The following is a 16,670-nucleotide window of genomic DNA, read 5'->3' on the forward strand; positions in this document are numbered from 1 at the left end:
CGATGACAGTCAATGCGGCTAGCGGTCTTCCCGATGACGTGCGGAGTAATTAAGATTTCACATATCGCGCAAACGACCTTGCTTTCAAAAGGCTTTCGTGGGCGCGCGGCCCTCCGCAACTCCGCTTCCACATGACCAAAGGTTCCTCCCACACGGCACTGCTCTGGATCGTCGCCGTGGGCTTTTTCATGCAGGCGCTCGACACGACGATCGTCAACACGGCGCTGCCTTCCATCGCGCGCAGTCTGAACGCCGCGCCGCTCGCGATGCAGTCGATCGTCGTCGCCTACACGCTCACGATGGCGCTGCTCACACCCGCATCGGGCTGGCTCGCCGACCGCTTCGGCACGCGCCGCGTCTATCAGGTGTCCATTTCGCTGTTCGTGATCGGCTCGCTCGCCTGCGCGAACGCGCACTCGGTGAACCAACTGGTGCTCGCGCGCGTGCTGCAGGGCGTCGGCGGCTCGATGCTGCTGCCGATCGGGCGTCTCGCCATATTGCGCGCCGTGTCGGGCGAAGCCTACGTTTCCGCGCTCGCGATGATCTCCGTCGCCGGCCAGGTCGGCCCGATTCTCGGCCCGACGCTTGGCGGCTGGTTCGTCGAGTCGTTCTCGTGGCACTGGATCTTCCTGATCAACGTGCCGATCGGCGCGGTCGGCCTGTATGCGGTGCAGCGCTTCCTGCCGAACGACACGGTGCATGACGCCCCGCCCTTCGACTTCGTCGGCTGCGGCTTGCTCTCGATGTGCATGGTGTCGTTCTCGCTCGCGCTCGATTGCCCGGTCGAGACGCATCGCGGCGCGGTATCGGCGGCGCTGTTCGCGCTCGCGGCCGTGTCGACGTTCGCCTATGTTCCGTACGCGCGCAAGAAGCGCAATCCGCTCTTTCAGCTCGCGCTCTTTCGCGAGCCGAACTTCAGCGTCGGGCTGATCGGCAATCTGCTATGCCGGATCGGATCGAGCGCCGTGCCGTTTCTGCTGCCGCTTCTGATGCAGCTCGAACTCGGCTACAGCCCGCTGCATTCGGGTCTGATGATGCTGCCGATCGCCGTCGCCGGCACGATCAGCAAGCGCTGGATCGCGCAGCTCGTGAAGCGTTACGGCTACGACATGTTCCTGCTCGTGAACACGGCGCTCGTGGGCGCGTCGATCGTCGCGTTCGCGCTGTTTTCGCCGACGCTGCCGCTCGCCGTCGAAATCGCGATTCTCGCCGTGTTCGGCGCGTGCAACTCGATGCAGTTCGCCGCGATGAACAGCGTCACGTTGAAAGGCCTGTCGAGCAAGGACGCGGGCAGCGGCAACAGCCTCTTCTCGATGGTGCAGATGCTCGCGATCGGTTTGGGCGTGTCGATCGGCGGCTCGCTCGTGCAGCTCTTCGAGGGGTCGTTCTCGACTGCGACCGGCTTCAAGCTGAGTTTCGTGTGCATGGGCGTCGTCACGTTGCTGTCGGGTGTCGTGTTCCGCTATCTCGATGACGCGCCGGGCCGCTCCGCGCCTGCCGCAGCGGGCAAGCGCGCGGCATAGCAAGTATTCTGTCCGTCCAACCGATCTTTGGAGCGCAACCGTGCAATACCGCAAATTCGGCAATACCGGTCTCACCGTTTCGCGTCTCACCCTCGGCACGATGACCTTCGGCCTGCAGACCGAGGAAGACGTGTCGCGCAGCATCATGGACCGGGCGGCGGACGCGGGCGTCAATTTCATCGACACGGCGAACGTCTATCCGCTCGGCAGCGGGCACGATCTCGCGGGCCGCACCGAGGAAATCGTCGGCCGCTGGCTGAAAGGCCGTCGCGACCATTACATTCTCGCGACCAAGGCCGTGCATGAAATGGGGCCGCTCGCGTGGCACAAGGGCGCATCGCGCAAGCATCTGCTCGACGCGATCGATGCATCGCTCAAACGGCTCGATACCGATTACGTCGATCTCTATCAGCTTCACAACGACGATCACGACACGCCGCTCGACGAGATGCTCGAAGCGCTCGATACCATCGTGCGGCAAGGCAAGGCGCGCTATATCGGCGTGTCGAATTTTCTGGCGTACCGGCTGGCGCGCGCGCTCGGCCGCTCGGATGTGCTGCGCGCCGCGCGTTTCGTCTCCGTGCAGCCGCGCTACAACCTGCTCTTTCGCCAGATCGAGCGCGAATTGCTGCCGCTCGCGACCGAGGAAGGACTCGCCGTCATTCCCTACAACCCGCTCGCCGGCGGACTGCTGACGGGCAAGCACCGCTACGACGCCGCCCCGAGCGACGGACGCTTCACCGGCGCGGTCGGCAAGGCAGGCGCGATGTATACGCAGCGCTACTGGCACGAGCGCGAATTTCACACCATCGAAGCGATCAACGGAATCGTTGCGCCGACCGGACGCTCGCTCGCGAGCACGGCGCTCGCGTGGGTGCTGGCGAATCCGGCGGTGACGTCGGCGATCATCGGCGCGAGCCGGCCCGATCAGCTGAACGAGACGCTCGCGGCCGTCGATCAGCCGATCGATCCCGACATCAAGGCGAAGCTCGATGAAGCGACAGTCGAATACCGCTTCGGCGACGCGTTGCGCTGATCGTTCAGACGCGGGCCGCGCGGGCGCGAACCACGCCTTCGAGCGAGTAGATCGCGAGCGCGGTCCAGATGGCGCCATAGCCGATCACCTGATCGTGCCCGAAGAACTCGTGATAGATCACGACGCCGATCAGCAATTGCAGCGACGGCGTGATGTACTGGATGAGCCCGAGCATCGATAGCGGAATGCGCCGCGCGCCTGCCGCGAACAGCAGCAGCGGCACCGCGGTCACGGGCCCCGCCGCCGCAAGCAGCAGTTTCACGCTGAGCGAGGCATGTTCGAAGCCGCTGCCGCCGTGCGAATTCAGAAAAAAGAGATACAGCAGCGCAACGGGACACAACAGCATCGTTTCGAGCGTGAGTCCTTCGAGCGCGCCGAGCGATGCGGTCTTGCGCAACAGCCCGTAGCCGCCGAAGGTCAGCGCGAGCGCGAGACTGATCCACGGCGGCGCGCCGTTCACCCACGTCAGCCACGCGACGCCTGCCGCGGCGATCGTCACCGCGAGCCACTGCACCGGCCGCAGCCGCTCGTGCAGGAACGCCATCCCGAACAGCACGTTGACGAGCGGGTTGATGAAGTAGCCGAGACTCGCCTCGACGATGCGCCCGTCGTTCACCGCCCAGATATAGATGCCCCAGTTCGCCGACAGCAGCACGGCGCTCGCGGCGAAACGCGCAAGCAGACGCTTGTCGCGCAGGACGGGGCCGAGCCACTTCCATTGACGCCGCACGGTCATGACGATCAGCAGGAATGCCATCGACCACGCCATGCGATGCGCGAGCATCTCGACCGCGCCGATCGAATGCAAGGCCTTGAAGTAAATCGGAAAAAGGCCCCAGATGGCAAAGGCCGCGAATGCGTAGACGACGCCTGGATTCATTGTTCGATGCGTTGAGCGGATAAACGCCGCGTACGAACGATCGGCTCGTTCGCGCGCCTGCTCGCCGTGTTCCCGGAAAGCGATCCGCAAGGATTGGAAGCCGGATTTTAGTCGACGCGAGCGGTTCGGCTCCAGCAGTGACCGAACAATCGGCCGGTTCGCGGCGAACCCTTGGACGAATTCTTGCTCGAACCCTAGCGCGAACGCCCCGCTCTTCGCCCTTTTGTTTGTTTCCTGGCCGCTAATGAATAACCACAACGTCAATCAGAAGTTCTTCCATATCCTGCTGTGCGTCGTGACGCTCGCGCTCGCCTGGGTGCTGCTGCCGTTTTTTGGCGCCATCTTCTGGGGTGCGATTCTCGCGATCCTGTTTCAGCCGATGCAGCGTTACCTCGCCGCGCGCTTCGGCAAGCGTCGAAACCTCGCCGCGCTGACGACGCTGGCCGCCGCGATTCTCATCGTCATCATTCCGCTCGCGATCGTCGCGGTGACGCTCGTGCAGGAAATCGCCCTCGTCTACGCGCGGATCAAGAGCGGCGAGCTGAATTTCGGGCTTTACTTCCAGCATGTGCTGCACGCGTTGCCGGCGTCGGTGCAGCAACTGCTCGGCCGTTATGGACTCGACGACATTCCCGGCGTGCAGCGCAAGCTGATGGAAGGCGCGTCGCAGATCAGCCAGTTCGCCGCGACGCAGGCGCTGTCGATCGGGCAGAACACGTTCCAGTTCGTGGTGAGCTTCGGCGTGATGCTTTATCTGGTGTTTTTTCTACTGCGCGATGGCGGCGAAATCGGACGGCGCATCCGGCGCGCGATTCCGCTCGATCCCGAGCCGAAGCAGCATCTGATCGCGAAGTTCACGACCGTGGTGCGCGCGACGGTCAAGGGGAACATCGCGGTTGCGGCCGTGCAGGGTCTTCTCGGCGGGCTGATTTTCTGGATTCTCGGCATCGGCGGTTCGCTTTTGTGGGGCGTGCTGATGGCGTTTTTGTCGCTGCTGCCCGCGGTCGGCGCGGCAATCGTGTGGGCGCCCGCCGCGCTCTACTTTTTCATGACGGGGCAAATCGTCAAGGGGCTGATTCTGGTCGCGTTCTGCGTCGTGGTGATCGGGCTCGTCGATAACGTACTGCGACCGATTCTCGTCGGCAAGGATACGAAAATGCCGGACTGGGTCGTGCTTATTTCGACGCTCGGCGGGATGGCGCTTTTCGGCATCAACGGGTTCGTGATCGGGCCGCTCGTCGCGGCGCTGTTCATGGCGAGCTGGGATTTGTTTTCGCAGGATGGGGTGAGCGGCCGGGGCGAGTGACGCGCGTTGGTCTGCCTGGTGTCGTGGCCTGCTCGTCTGTAACGAATCATCAAGAAGATGTGTCTTGGCGTGCAGGCTGTCTGTATGTGGTGGTTTCGAACCACCATCCGGCAGTACCGCATGACAACCGATCCCAGACTCGCAAAACTCCGAGCAACGGCAACTGGCTTTTTACTTTGCGCGGTGCTCGCCGGTTGCAACGGCAGGCACGACGACATGCCCGCCGCGGCCGACGACGTTCCGGTGCTTTCGGTTCCCCTCAAGCGTGACGGCCACTGGCTCCTCGAGGCGCGCAGCGCGGACGGCAAATCAGTGCGGGTCCTTCTGGATACAGGTGCGACCCTGAACGTACTCGATAGGCGCGGTCGGCTGGCCGCCGTCCCGATGACGCCGGCCGCCGAAGCGGTTTTCCTCAGGAACGGCCTGCTATCGGAGCCCGTTGGCGACCGCGCCGTCACGAGCGGAACGGCGAGCGACACGATGCGCATGGAGCTTGGCACGAGTCCGGCGATCCGTCTCGACGGCTGGTCGATCCCGGCGGGCGGACCGGTGCTCATCGGTGATATGGCGCGCCTTTCTTCCGTCTATGAGAGGCCTTTCGACGGCATCATCGGGATGGAGTCGATGCGCAATCTGACATGGCGAGCCGATTATGTTGCCGGGCGCCTCTCCGCGTATGCCGGCGAAGCACCTGCGCACGCATGGCAGCAGTGCGCGTTCATGACGCTGGATGCCGCGCAGCGAACGCCGCTCATCGAACTGCGTCTCAGGGACGAACCTTTGCCGTTCCTGCTCGATACGGGCGACAACGGGGATGTCGCGCTGCCACAGGAAACGTTCGATGCGATCGCGGAAGCGCAATGGTTCGAGCGCATCAATACGACCTTTTCCTACGATGCGACCGATCGATTCACGCCGAATCAGCAGGGTTTGATCGCCGGATTCGCCATCGGTCAGAAGGCGCTACCGAAACTCACGGTGCTGGCAGGCTCACCAACGCCTCGTATCGGCCAGGGCTTGCTGGAAAAGATGGACCGCTTCGAAATGGATTTCCGTCACTACCGGTTCTGCTTCGATCTTCCCGATACGCCCAAAGACAGCACGCCCTCGATCATCGGCGCTGGCCTGCAGCGCGCTGGCGATCGCTACAGGGTCGCCGCACTCGCACCGGACGGCAGATTGGCCGCAAGCGGCATCGAGATTGGCGATCGGGTCGTCATGGTTGAGCGGACGTCGGTTGCGACGCTTAAGTTCGTCCGTCTGCTCGAACTGTTGAACGCGGCCGCGACCGGCGAGGTGACTATCGAACGAGGGAAACGCACGCTGGTTATCAAGTTGAGGGCGATCTGAATTGCGGCGCGTAGTGGTGGTCTCGCAGCATTGGCGCGCTGCCATGCCACGTACCCCGGTTACTTCGAAGGTAGTTCCGACGCTGCGCTGCGCAGTTGTTCTGCGCGTCTGCTGTTGAGTTCTGCGATGCACGCGAGTCGCCTGATCTCGTGAGAATTCCCTGCGGCCCCACCATTGAGTGACGCTGAGAATTTGCATTGAGCCTCACGATACTAAGTGAACGACTTATTCGACGTTGAGAGACTCGCTCGGGCCGCGCGGCTGAATCTGTCGTCTTCATCCCACTGCGCGAGCGCGCTGATAGCATTCTGTTCGGCCTGTTTCAAATCGCGTTCGCTCTGATTTGCTTTTTCCTCCAGGCACGCGCGCACGTGCACCTGCGAAAAGTGGAGTGAACTGCATTGTGCGCGTAGTTCCTTTTCGCTCAACACTGAATTTGCATGACCGAAAAATGGAAAGCAGGCTATTAGACTCACGCCGACGCGCCTTAACGTACTCATGGCCTTCTCATTCTTCATCGCGCAATAATGGTCCAGACGTAGTCGAATTTTTTTGCGTACTCGCTGTCCCCACCGCCGTTATAGCGATTCGCAATCATGGCTGAGTTTATCGGTCGCCAGCCAGTGATGACTTGTCCGATCGATGCCTTTCGGCACTTTAAGATTTGACCCGAGCGCAGGATATTCGCTGCCGGATTCAGGCTTTTGAGCACATCGACCGTACTCCCCTGCGCCTTTGCGATCTTTTCGAGGCTATCGCCACCCTTGACGGTTACATCGAACGTTCTGGAATCGCCGTCCAGCACACTTCGGTACTCGAATCTTGCCGAACGCATGAGCAGATAACCCACTCCCGCCCGAATGTTATGAAGGGGGTCTGCTCTGACCGACGCGACCGTGAGGCGGGACTTCCATGCTGGCGGCAGAATCAAGTCTCCACCTTCCTTGGCAGAGAGCAGCGCTGACAGCCCCGGATCTCCTGCTACACCTATTTGCATCGGCTTCTTTTTCCATTCGGAACTGTTGGCGCCGGATTCGACCCATGTCATTGCCTTGATGATCCGCCAATCGAGCGGTCGATATCCCGCGTTTCCGATCAGGTGATGATTGAATTCGCTGACCGCCAGCTGAACTTCATTGTCCCAACTGTTCCATCTATCATCCCCAACCGCTGCACTTATTCCGTCGCGCCATTTATCAAAACTGGGTGCTGAATTGTCCGCCATGGTTCGATCCTCCTGCGGACAATTCTCAGTCATGTAGCGCAGATTGTTTAGACGAATCCTCTTAATTCGTGGCTGACTGCGATCCATGCGAAGCGACGCGTCTGAGCAAAAAAAAACGCGCCGTCCTTTCAAGACGGCGCGCGTTGTTCAGATAACTGTCGGAGGTAGTGTCAGCGCGTACTCGGCGCCGTATACCGGCATTCGAACCGCTTCCTCACCGTTCCGTTTTCATCGACGCTTTCCAGATAAACGTCGAATTGCCACAAGCGCGCCATGTGCTTGAGCACTTCGTCGCTATCGTTCGCGAGATGGCGGTTATCCGTCATGAAATGCCGCAGCGTCAGGCTGCGATCCCCACGCGTGTTCACCGAATAAACCTGAATGTTCGGCTCCCGATGATGAATATCGTATTGCCGCGACAGCGCCTGACGCACGTAACGATATCCGCTGTCGTCATGAATGGCCGACACTTCCAGCGCATCGCGCATATCGTCATCGAGAATCGAGAACAGACGCATTTCCCGGATCAGATGCGGCGACAGATACTGCGCGATAAAGCTCTCGTCCTTGAAGTTGCGCATCGCATAATGCAGCGATTCCAGCCAGTCGCTTCCCGCGAGTTCCGGGAACCATTCGCGATCCTCGTCCGTCGGGTTTTCGCAGATGCGGCGAATGTCGCTCATCATCGAAAAGCCGAGCGCGTACGGATTGATGCCGCTGTAATACGGCTTCGTCACCGGCGGCTGATACACCACATTCGAATGCGAATGCAGAAACTCCATCATGAAGCTGTCTTCGAGACGGCCTTCGTTATAGAGCGTGTTCAGCAATGTGTAATGCCAGAACGTGGCCCAGCCTTCGTTCATGACTTGCGTCTGCCGCTGCGGATAAAAATATTGCCCGATCTTGCGCACGATGCGGATCACTTCCCGCTCCCACGGCTCAAGCAACGGCGCATTCTTCTCCGCGAAATACAGCAGATTCTCCTGCGGCTCCGGCGGATACCGGCTCTCGGTTTCCTCGGGCGACGGCTCCTTGCCCTTGGGCAGCGTGCGCCACAGTTCGTTGACCTGCGATTGCAGATACGCTTCGCGCTCGCGGCGCATCGCCGCTTCCTTCGCCAGCGACAGTTTCTGCGGCCGCTTATAGCGATCGACGCCGTAATTCATCAGCGCGTGGCACGAATCGAGCAGTTCCTCGACGCGATCCAGCCCGTAACGCTCCTCGCACTCCGCGATGTAATTCTTCGCATAGACGAGGTAATCGATGATCGCGTGCGCGTCCGTCCACAGGCGGAAAAGATAATTGCCCTTGAAAAAGGAGTTGTGCCCGTACGCGGCGTGCGCAATCACGAGTGCCTGCATCGTCATGGTGTTCTCTTCCATGAGATACGCGATGCAGGGATTCGAGTTGATAACGATCTCATACGCGAGCCCCATCTGCCCGCGCCGATAGCCTTTCTCGGTCGCAAGAAAGTGCTTGCCGAACGACCAGTGGCGATAATTCACCGGCATGCCGACGGACGCATACGCATCCATCATCTGCTCGGAGCTGATGATTTCCAGTTGGATCGGATAGGTGTCGAGACCATAACGGTTCGCGACGCGCGATATCTCGGCGTCGTACTCCTCGATCAGTTCGACGCTCCAGTCCGACGGGCACGGCAGCGGTCGCCGCTTCTCCGATACATTCATTCTGCCTTCCTCGTGCGCGCCGTCTGCTTTCGCGGACGCCTTGCGTTGCCTGGCCTCTGATTCGAGCTGGGAATCCACACGATCGTCCGTGCCTTCCAGCTGATACCCACGCGTCTCGTTGTGCAAATGCCGCGTCGTCATGCGGCCGCCTGCTGCTTTTCGAACAGCTCGCGGAACACCGGATAGATGTCCGCCGCCGAATCGACTTTCTTCATGGCGAGTTCAGGCGCGCCCATCGCAAGCTGAGCATACTCCAACCAGAGATTCTGCTCCTCCGGCGCAACTTGAATATAGGCAAAATACCGGACCTTCGGCAGGATGTCTTCCGCGAGCAGCTTGCGGCACTTGGGCGAGTCGTCCGTCCAGTTGTCGCCGTCCGATGCCTGCGCGCCGTAAATGTTCCATTCAGTCGGCGAATAACGCTCGTCCATGATCTTCTTCATGAGTTCGAGCGCGCTCGACACAACCGTGCCGCCGCTTTCCGTCGAATGGAAGAACGTGTCTTCGTCCACTTCTTCCGCGCGCGTATGGTGCCGGATGAACACGACTTCGATCTTCTCGTAGTTCCGCTGCAGGAACAGATACAAAAGGATGAAGAAGCGCTTGGACAAATCCTTGCGTTGCTCGTCCATCGAACCGGAGACGTCCATCAGGCAGAACATCACGGCCTTGCTCGACGGCGTCGGCTGCTTCACGCGATTGATATAGCGCAGGTCGAACGGATCGATGAACGGAATGCGCGTGATCCGGCCCTGCATGATGACAATATCCGCTTCGAGCCGGGCGATGTCTTCGGGATCGCCGTTCTCTTCCTTCAGTTGTTCGAGCTGGCGCTCCATCTCACGCAGTTGCGATGCAAGCGGCCAGCCGAGCGCGATGCGCCGTCCAAGCGCGGAGCGCAGCGATCTCACCACGTCGATATTGTTGGGCGTGCCTTCCGCCGCCCAGCCCGCGCGCACGTTCTTCCACGTCGGCACGGCGAGCAGTTGCGTCTTGACGAGGCGCGGCAGTTCGAGATCGTCGAAGAAGTACTGCATGAACTCTTCGCGCGAGAGCTCGAAAACGAAGTCGTCCTGCCCTTCGCCTTCGTTGCTCGCGCTCTTGCCGCCGCCGCCCGCGCCGCCCGGCGGGCGCGGAATCTTGTCACCGCGAATGTAATCCGCATTGCCCGGATGAACGTACTCGCGCTTGCCGCCCGGTCCGTGACGGAACGAGGGCTCGGAGATGTCCTTCTTGGGAATGGTGATGCTCTGAGTGCTTTGAATGTCTTTGATGCTGCGATCGCGCACCGCGTCGGAAACGGCGCGGCGAATGTAACTCTTGACGCGTCGCAGGAAGCGCTCGCGATTGGCGATGCTCTTGTTCTTGCCGGCTAACCTGCGGTCGATGATTTGGTGCAGCACATCCAGTCTCCCGCGTTATTGGCGAGGTTGTGAGGCGCTGCGCGAAGCTTCGACTGATCGCAGCGTCTTTCGTCTCGCAAACTGTCCACTGTGCGGTCCGGTTGCAATCCACGCGCCCGGACCGCCGGGACTTCCTGACTATCGCTTTGCGCGGGACCGGAGCCAGGCGCTTCGAGCGCCGGCTCCCGTCTTGCCTTGCTTACATCACGACGACTTGCGCACGCGCAGATACCAGTCGCACAGGAGCCGGACCTGCTTCGGCGTATAACCCTTGGCGACCATGCGATTGACGAAGTCTTCGTGCTTGCGTTGCTCTTCGGCCGATCCTTTCGCGTTGAACGAAATCACCGGCAGAAGTTCTTCCGTGTTGGAGAACATCTTCTTCTCGATCACCACACGCAGCTTCTCATAGCTGATCCACGCGGGGTTCTTGCCGCCATTGGCCGCACGAGCGCGCAACACGAAGTTCACGATCTCGTTGCGGAAGTCCTTCGGGTTGCTGATGCCCGCGGGCTTCTCGATCTTCTCCAACTCGGCGTTCAATGCCGCGCGGTCGAAGCTCTCGCCGGTGTCGTGATCGCGGAACTCCTGATCCTGAATCCAGAAGTCCGCATACGTCACATAGCGGTCGAAGATGTTTTGTCCATACTCCGAATACGACTCCAGATAAGCGGTCTGAATCTCCTTGCCGATGAACTCGGCATAGCGCGAAGCGAGCACGTCCTTGATGAACGACAGATACTTCTGCTCCGTTTCCGGCGGGAACTGCTCGCGCTCGATCTGCTGTTCGAGCACGTACATGAGATGCACCGGATTCGCCGCGACCTCGCTCGAATCGAAGTTGAAGACACGCGACAGGATCTTGAACGCGAAACGCGTGGACACGCCCGTCATGCCTTCATCGACACCCGCGTAATCGCGATACTCCTGATACGACTTCGCTTTCGGGTCCGTGTCCTTCAGGTTCTCACCGTCGTAGACCTGCATCTTCGAGAAGAGGCTCGAGTTCTCCGGTTCGTGCAGACGCGTGAGCACAGCCATCTGCGCCATCATCTTGAGCGTGCCCGGTGCGCAGACCGCCTCGGCGAGGGACGAATTGCGCAGCAGCTTCTCGTAGATCTTGATCTCTTCGCCGTAGCGCAGGCAGTACGGCACCTTCACGACGAAGATACGATCGAGCAGTGCTTCGTTGTTCTTGTTGTTGCGGAACGCCTTCCACTCCGACTCGTTCGAGTGCGCGAGGATGACGCCGTCGAACGGAATCGCGCCGAAGCCTTCCGTGCCCTTGAAGTTGCCTTCCTGGGTCGCGGTCAGCAGCGGGTGCAGCACCTTGATTGGCGCCTTGAACATCTCGACGAATTCCAGCAAGCCCTGATTGGCGAGGCACAGGCCGCCGGAATAGCTGTAGGCATCGGCGTCGTCCTGCGAATACGTTTCGAGCTTGCGGATGTCCACCTTGCCGACGAGCGACGAGATGTCCTGATTGTTCTCATCACCAGGCTCGGTCTTCGCAATGCCGATCTGACGAAGAATCGACGGATAGCGGCGCACGACGCGGAACTTGCGGATGTCGCCGTTGTACTCGTGCAGGCGCTTCACCGCCCACGGCGAGAGAATGCTCTTGAGATAGCGGCGCGGAATGCCGTATTGCTCTTCGAGCACCGGACCGTCTTCGTCGTAATCGAAAAGGCCGAGTGGCGATTCGTTGACGGGCGAGCCCTTCAGCGAATAGAACGGCACACGCTCCATGAGCTGCTTGAGTCGTTCGGCGATCGACGACTTGCCGCCGCCCACCGGACCCAGCAGATAAAGGATCTGCTTCTTCTCTTCGAGACCCTGCGCCGCGTGCCGGAAGTAGGACACGACGTTCTCGATCACTTCCTCCATTCCGTAGAACTCGCGGAATGCCGGATACACCTTGATGACCTTGTTTGCAAACACACGCGATAAACGCGGGTCGAGCCGAGTGTCGACCATCTCCGGTTCCCCGATGGCCGTCAACATGCGTTCGCCCGCTGTTGCATATGTGGCAGGATCTTCTTTGCAGAGCGCGAGATACTCTTCGAGCGAGAATTCCTCCTCGCGAGTTTTTTCGAAGCGCGTCGCGAAACTGCTGTAGATATCCATGCTACCTCCTCGCCGAAGTCAGAAAGCTATGCCGTGCGCAACGCGCGTAATCGAAACGACATCGCTTGAAATCATCCTAAACCCTTTCGAATTTTTTTTCACGCACTTGCGTTGTTCATTTGCTTCGAAGAATTCCTAGCTTGGTGCGCTATTTTCGTTCACCTACAATGTTCATCCCAATGTCGCTATCCTCTTGCGCGACATGGTCCCTGCCTGTTCGCTTCCCCGCGCTCTTCGCTACTTATCTACTGCTTCCGTCCGCCAATGCGACGTGCGCCTCACATCCTTGGTTACGTGGACAAGCGCTCAAGAGATGCACGCATCCGATAAAGACGATGCGCGTGCGACATCATCAATAATCGTTCCCGGTGCGGCGCATCCGAACATCAAGCGAGCACCAATTCCAGTTCGCCGATGCGATCGATCGCACCATGCAGCATGCCCGGTCCATCGACGCGATACGCGCCCGTATAGGAACCTGTTGTAATGGTCCAGAACGGCTCGACCGTCAAACCCATGCGAGAACAATGGTTGACGAGCCACGGCAGCAATTCGCGCGGATCGCCCGCGGGATTGCCGAGCGCGGCCGGTGCGATCGACACGCCGTCGAGGGTGAATTCCAGTCGCGGCGTCAGAAAGTCGAAGCCCGGCGCGACGACGTCGTAAGGTTCCATGCCCGATACGACGAGCGCGCCGTTGTTCTGCGAATCCGCGAGCTGGGCCAGCGGATCGAGATTGGGCCATTGAGCGAAACGGCTGTCGACGACTTCGAGCGCGACCGCGATGCCGCCGATCGCGTCGAATACTTCCTCGCGTGTGTAAGGGTCGGGTCGCGCGGGCAGCGCATAGGAAAAGCGGAACGCGACTTCGAGTTCCACGAGCACGCGGAAAAACGATTGAAAAGGTAGGCGCGCGGGCGAAACGTGGACGAGCGCGGCGTCGATGGGCGCGCCCGTGGCGAGCGCGTCGGGTGCGCGCGCGCCGATCTTCCAGGCGCCGATGCGCGCATCCGCCTCCCTCAGCATCTCGTGCTGGATCGCGTAGGCGGTGGGCGCATCCGCAGGTATGTCGGCCGGCGCCAGCGTGTCGATCAGCTGATGCCGGCGGCGGGCGTCCGCGAGCTTCGCGGCGAGTGTCGATCCGGTCATGTCGATATCCTCGTGTGAGCGGTGAGGCACCCACCAGTGTACGGGTTACCGGATCGACGTTGGTCGCGCGCGTGTGCACTCGCGCGCATTCGGGCCTTAAGCGCCGTCTGTCGCGCTCAGAAAGTCTCCCAGTCGCCGCTTGCCTCCGTCGTGGCGGACGCTTTCGGCGCGGGCGACGGCGCGGCGGGTGCGCGCTTCGCCGACTTCAAGGCAACGCGCGCAGGCATCGTTGCGCGCGGTGCAATTTTCGCCGCCATCGTGGATGCTGCCGGAACAGCAGCAAGCGCCGCGCCGTCCGCGACCTGGAACACCGCCACCGCCTGCCGCAGCCGCCCGGCCTGATCTTCGAGCGACTGCGCGGCGGCCGCCGCTTCCTCGACGAGCGCCGCGTTCTGCTGCGTGACTTCGTCCATCTGCGTGACGGCGCGCGACACCTGCTCGATGCCGCTCGACTGTTCCTCCGACGCCGCCGCGATCTCGCCCATGATGTCGGTCACGCGCTGCACCGCGCCGATGATCTCGCTCATCGTGCGGCCGGCTTCGTCGACGAGCGTCGTGCCCGTCTGCACGCGCGCGACGGACGTGTCGATGAGTTCCTTGATTTCCTTCGCCGCCGCCGACGAGCGTTGCGCCAGACTGCGCACTTCGCCCGCGACGACCGCGAAGCCGCGCCCTTCTTCGCCCGCGCGCGCCGCTTCGACGGCCGCGTTGAGCGCCAGAATGTTGGTCTGGAACGCAATGCCCTCGATGATCGTGATGATGTCCGCGATCTTCGACGAACTGCCGTTGATCTCGCGCATCGTGTCGACGACCTGCGTGACGACCGCGCTGCCCTTGCCGGCGATTTCCGACGCGTTCGCCGCGAGTGCGCTCGCCTGCCGCGCGTTGTCGGCGTTCTGGCGGACGGTGCCGGTCAGCTCTTCCATGCTCGACGCGGTTTCCTGCAGCGCCGATGCCTGTTCTTCCGTGCGCGACGACAGATCGGTATTGCCCGCGGCGATCTGCTGCGTCGCCGACGCGATCGATTCGCTGCCCGAGCGCACCGTGCGGACCGTCGTCAGCAGGCTCGCGCGCATCTTGGCGAGACCTTCGAGCAACTGGCCCATTTCGTCGCGCGACGTGATGGCGACCTCGCGGCGCAGATCGCCCGCGGCGATCGATTCGAAATGACCGAGCGCCGCTTCGAGCGGCCGCGCGATGGCGCGCCTGAGCGACAGCCACGCGAACGCGGCCGCGGCGATGCCGAGCGCGATCGCGCCGAAGCTCAGCGCGCGGAACCATCCGAAGCGGTCCTGCGTCTCCTCATAGCTTCTCGCGGATGCTTCGGTCAGATGCTTGCGCAGCGCGTCGTTGGCGTTGGCGAGTTCGTTGTACGTCGCCTGCATCGCCTTGGCGTTCGCGATGATGGCGTCGTGATCGTTCGCCAAGACCGCCGCGACGCCCTTGTCGACGATGCCCTGCAGCGCGAGGCGCCGGTCCTGAGCAGCGTCGGCGAGGCGCTTTTCTTCCGGCGCTTGCGGCAGCGCCAGGTATTGCTTCCAGTAGCCGTCCGCGCGTTCGCGCATCATACGCGCGCGCTCGACCGTGGCCGCCACTTCCGGCGTGCCGGCGAGCAGCGCCGCGCGATCGAACACGAGACGCTCGCGCGCCGCATACATTTCCGCGTTGCCGACGGCGATCGCCGCGGGCATCTGCACCGAATAGGTGTCTTGAAACGCGCGATTCGAATGGCTCATGCCGGTGAGCCCCAACGCGCCGATCGCGATGAGCAGCGCCCCCAGAAACGCCATCGAGATGCCGAGGCGCGCCTTGATCGTCAAAGCTGTTTTCATTGAATTTTTTCCCTGATGTCGCTCGCGAGCGGAGTCGTCGTTGCGTGGCAGCGTGCGCGCTGGACATCGCGCGACCGCTATCGATGTAAACGGCGCGAATGTGTCGGCACTTGAGGAATTTGTTTCGTATGAAAAGAAAACGGCGCGTCAGACGCGCCGTGTTTTCAATGAATATTGAAAAGTTATGCTGAAATTTCGCTGCGGTGCGGAATCGATGGTTGCGCGCCCTCGCGCGTCACCGCGATTGCCGCCGCGCGCTGGCCGAACGCGATTGCGTCTATTGCCGCCGCGCCGCGTGCGAGTTCCGCCGAGAAGCCGCCGATGAACGTGTCGCCGGCGGCGGTCGTATCGACCGCTTCGACGCGCGGCGACGGCAGATGAACGCCTTCGTCGTCCGCGCCGTCGAGCAAAGCCAGCACGCCTTGCGCGCCGAGCGTCACGATGACGTTGCGCGCGCCTTTCGCCTTGAGCGCCTGCGCGGCGCGGCGCGCGTCGTCGGGCGTTTCGATGGCGACCCCGGAGAGCGTCGCGGCTTCGAGTTCGTTCGGAATCAGATAGTCGATCAGCGGGAACCAGTCCGGCGGCAATTTGCGCGCCGCGGGCGCGGGATTCAGGATCGTCGTGCGCTTCAGGCGACGGCCGGCGGCGAGCGCGGCGCGCACGGCGTCCGGCGGCGTTTCGAGCTGGCACACGATGACGTCGGCGCGCGCGATGAGCGCCTCCTGCGCTTCGATGCGCGCGGGCGTGACTTCGGCGTTGCTGCCCGCGACGATGACGATCGCGTTCTGGCTCGCATCGTCGACGACGATGAGCGCGACGCCCGTCGGCGCGCTGGCGCTGGTCGCGAGCGCCGTGCAGTCGATGCCTTCCGCTTCGAGGCTGCCTCTGAGCGTGGCGCCGTTCGTATCGTCGCCGACGCAGCCGATCATCGCGACATGCGCGCCCAGGCGCGCCGCGGCGACCGCCTGATTGCTGCCCTTGCCGCCCGGCATCTGCGCGAACGCGTGTCCGGCGAGCGTTTCCCCCGGTCGCGGCAGGCGCGGCGCGCGCGCGACGAGATCCATGTTGAGGCTGCCGACCACGGTCACGCGGCCGGTCTTGGCACTGTCGCCCATCTCGTTTCCTTTGGTTCCTTTACTGCACCGC

The 16,670-nt window shown here is 61.9% G+C and carries 12 protein-coding genes; 4 read left to right on the top strand and 8 right to left on the bottom strand.

The window, feature by feature from the left end; genetic code table 11:
• The first annotated feature begins 131 nt into the window (after positions 1-131).
• Positions 132-1,523, top strand: coding sequence for a DHA2 family efflux MFS transporter permease subunit (locus BG60_RS26990; protein WP_008349628.1), 1,392 nt, complete (start codon positions 132-134; stop codon positions 1,521-1,523).
• 40 nt (positions 1,524-1,563) lie between these two features.
• The gene (locus BG60_RS26995; protein ID WP_008349630.1) at positions 1,564-2,559 is read left to right on the top strand and encodes an aldo/keto reductase; all 996 of its coding nucleotides are present in this window, start codon (positions 1,564-1,566) and stop codon (positions 2,557-2,559) included.
• Between the two features lie 4 nt (positions 2,560-2,563).
• Here the strand turns inward: BG60_RS26995 and rarD are convergent, their stop codons facing one another.
• Positions 2,564-3,439, bottom strand: a complete 876-nt coding sequence (rarD, locus tag BG60_RS27000; protein ID WP_008349632.1) for an EamA family transporter RarD — start codon at positions 3,437-3,439, stop codon at positions 2,564-2,566.
• 244 nt (positions 3,440-3,683) lie between these two features.
• Between rarD and BG60_RS27005 the strand changes: the two genes are divergently transcribed.
• The gene (locus BG60_RS27005) at positions 3,684-4,745 is read left to right on the top strand and encodes an AI-2E family transporter (RefSeq protein ID WP_008349635.1); all 1,062 of its coding nucleotides are present in this window, start codon (positions 3,684-3,686) and stop codon (positions 4,743-4,745) included.
• A 120-nt stretch (positions 4,746-4,865) separates the two neighbouring features.
• The gene (locus BG60_RS27010; RefSeq protein WP_152563234.1) at positions 4,866-6,095 is read left to right on the top strand and encodes a hypothetical protein; all 1,230 of its coding nucleotides are present in this window, start codon (positions 4,866-4,868) and stop codon (positions 6,093-6,095) included.
• A gap of 514 nt (positions 6,096-6,609) precedes the next feature.
• On the opposite strand, the gene BG60_RS27020 is transcribed toward BG60_RS27010, so the two are convergent.
• From BG60_RS27020 to rbsK, 7 genes are all read right to left on the bottom strand, one after another.
• Positions 6,610-7,320: a LysM peptidoglycan-binding domain-containing protein gene (locus tag BG60_RS27020; RefSeq protein WP_034473394.1), complete on the bottom strand. Its 711-nt coding sequence runs from the start codon at positions 7,318-7,320 to the stop codon at positions 6,610-6,612.
• A gap of 170 nt (positions 7,321-7,490) precedes the next feature.
• Positions 7,491-9,155 (bottom strand): SpoVR family protein, encoded by a 1,665-nt coding sequence (locus BG60_RS27025; protein WP_008349642.1) that lies wholly within the window; start codon positions 9,153-9,155, stop codon positions 7,491-7,493.
• On the bottom strand, positions 9,152-10,417 hold the full coding sequence (locus BG60_RS27030) for a YeaH/YhbH family protein (RefSeq protein ID WP_008349643.1): 1,266 nt from the start codon (positions 10,415-10,417) through the stop codon (positions 9,152-9,154). Before BG60_RS27030 ends, BG60_RS27025 begins: the two co-directional genes overlap by 4 nt.
• Positions 10,418-10,621: 204 nt before the next feature.
• Positions 10,622-12,544, bottom strand: coding sequence for a PrkA family serine protein kinase (locus BG60_RS27035; protein ID WP_008349646.1), 1,923 nt, complete (start codon positions 12,542-12,544; stop codon positions 10,622-10,624).
• A gap of 386 nt (positions 12,545-12,930) precedes the next feature.
• Positions 12,931-13,692, bottom strand: coding sequence for a hydratase (locus BG60_RS27040; protein WP_008349648.1), 762 nt, complete (start codon positions 13,690-13,692; stop codon positions 12,931-12,933).
• 116 nt (positions 13,693-13,808) lie between these two features.
• The gene (locus BG60_RS27045) at positions 13,809-15,524 is read right to left on the bottom strand and encodes a methyl-accepting chemotaxis protein (protein ID WP_008349650.1); all 1,716 of its coding nucleotides are present in this window, start codon (positions 15,522-15,524) and stop codon (positions 13,809-13,811) included.
• A gap of 182 nt (positions 15,525-15,706) precedes the next feature.
• Positions 15,707-16,639: a ribokinase gene (gene rbsK, locus BG60_RS27050; protein WP_034473383.1), complete on the bottom strand. Its 933-nt coding sequence runs from the start codon at positions 16,637-16,639 to the stop codon at positions 15,707-15,709.
• Positions 16,640-16,670 lie beyond the last annotated feature (31 nt).

It is taken from the genome of Caballeronia zhejiangensis, from assembly GCF_000698575.1.
Taxonomy (GTDB): Bacteria; Pseudomonadota; Gammaproteobacteria; order Burkholderiales; family Burkholderiaceae; genus Caballeronia; species Caballeronia zhejiangensis.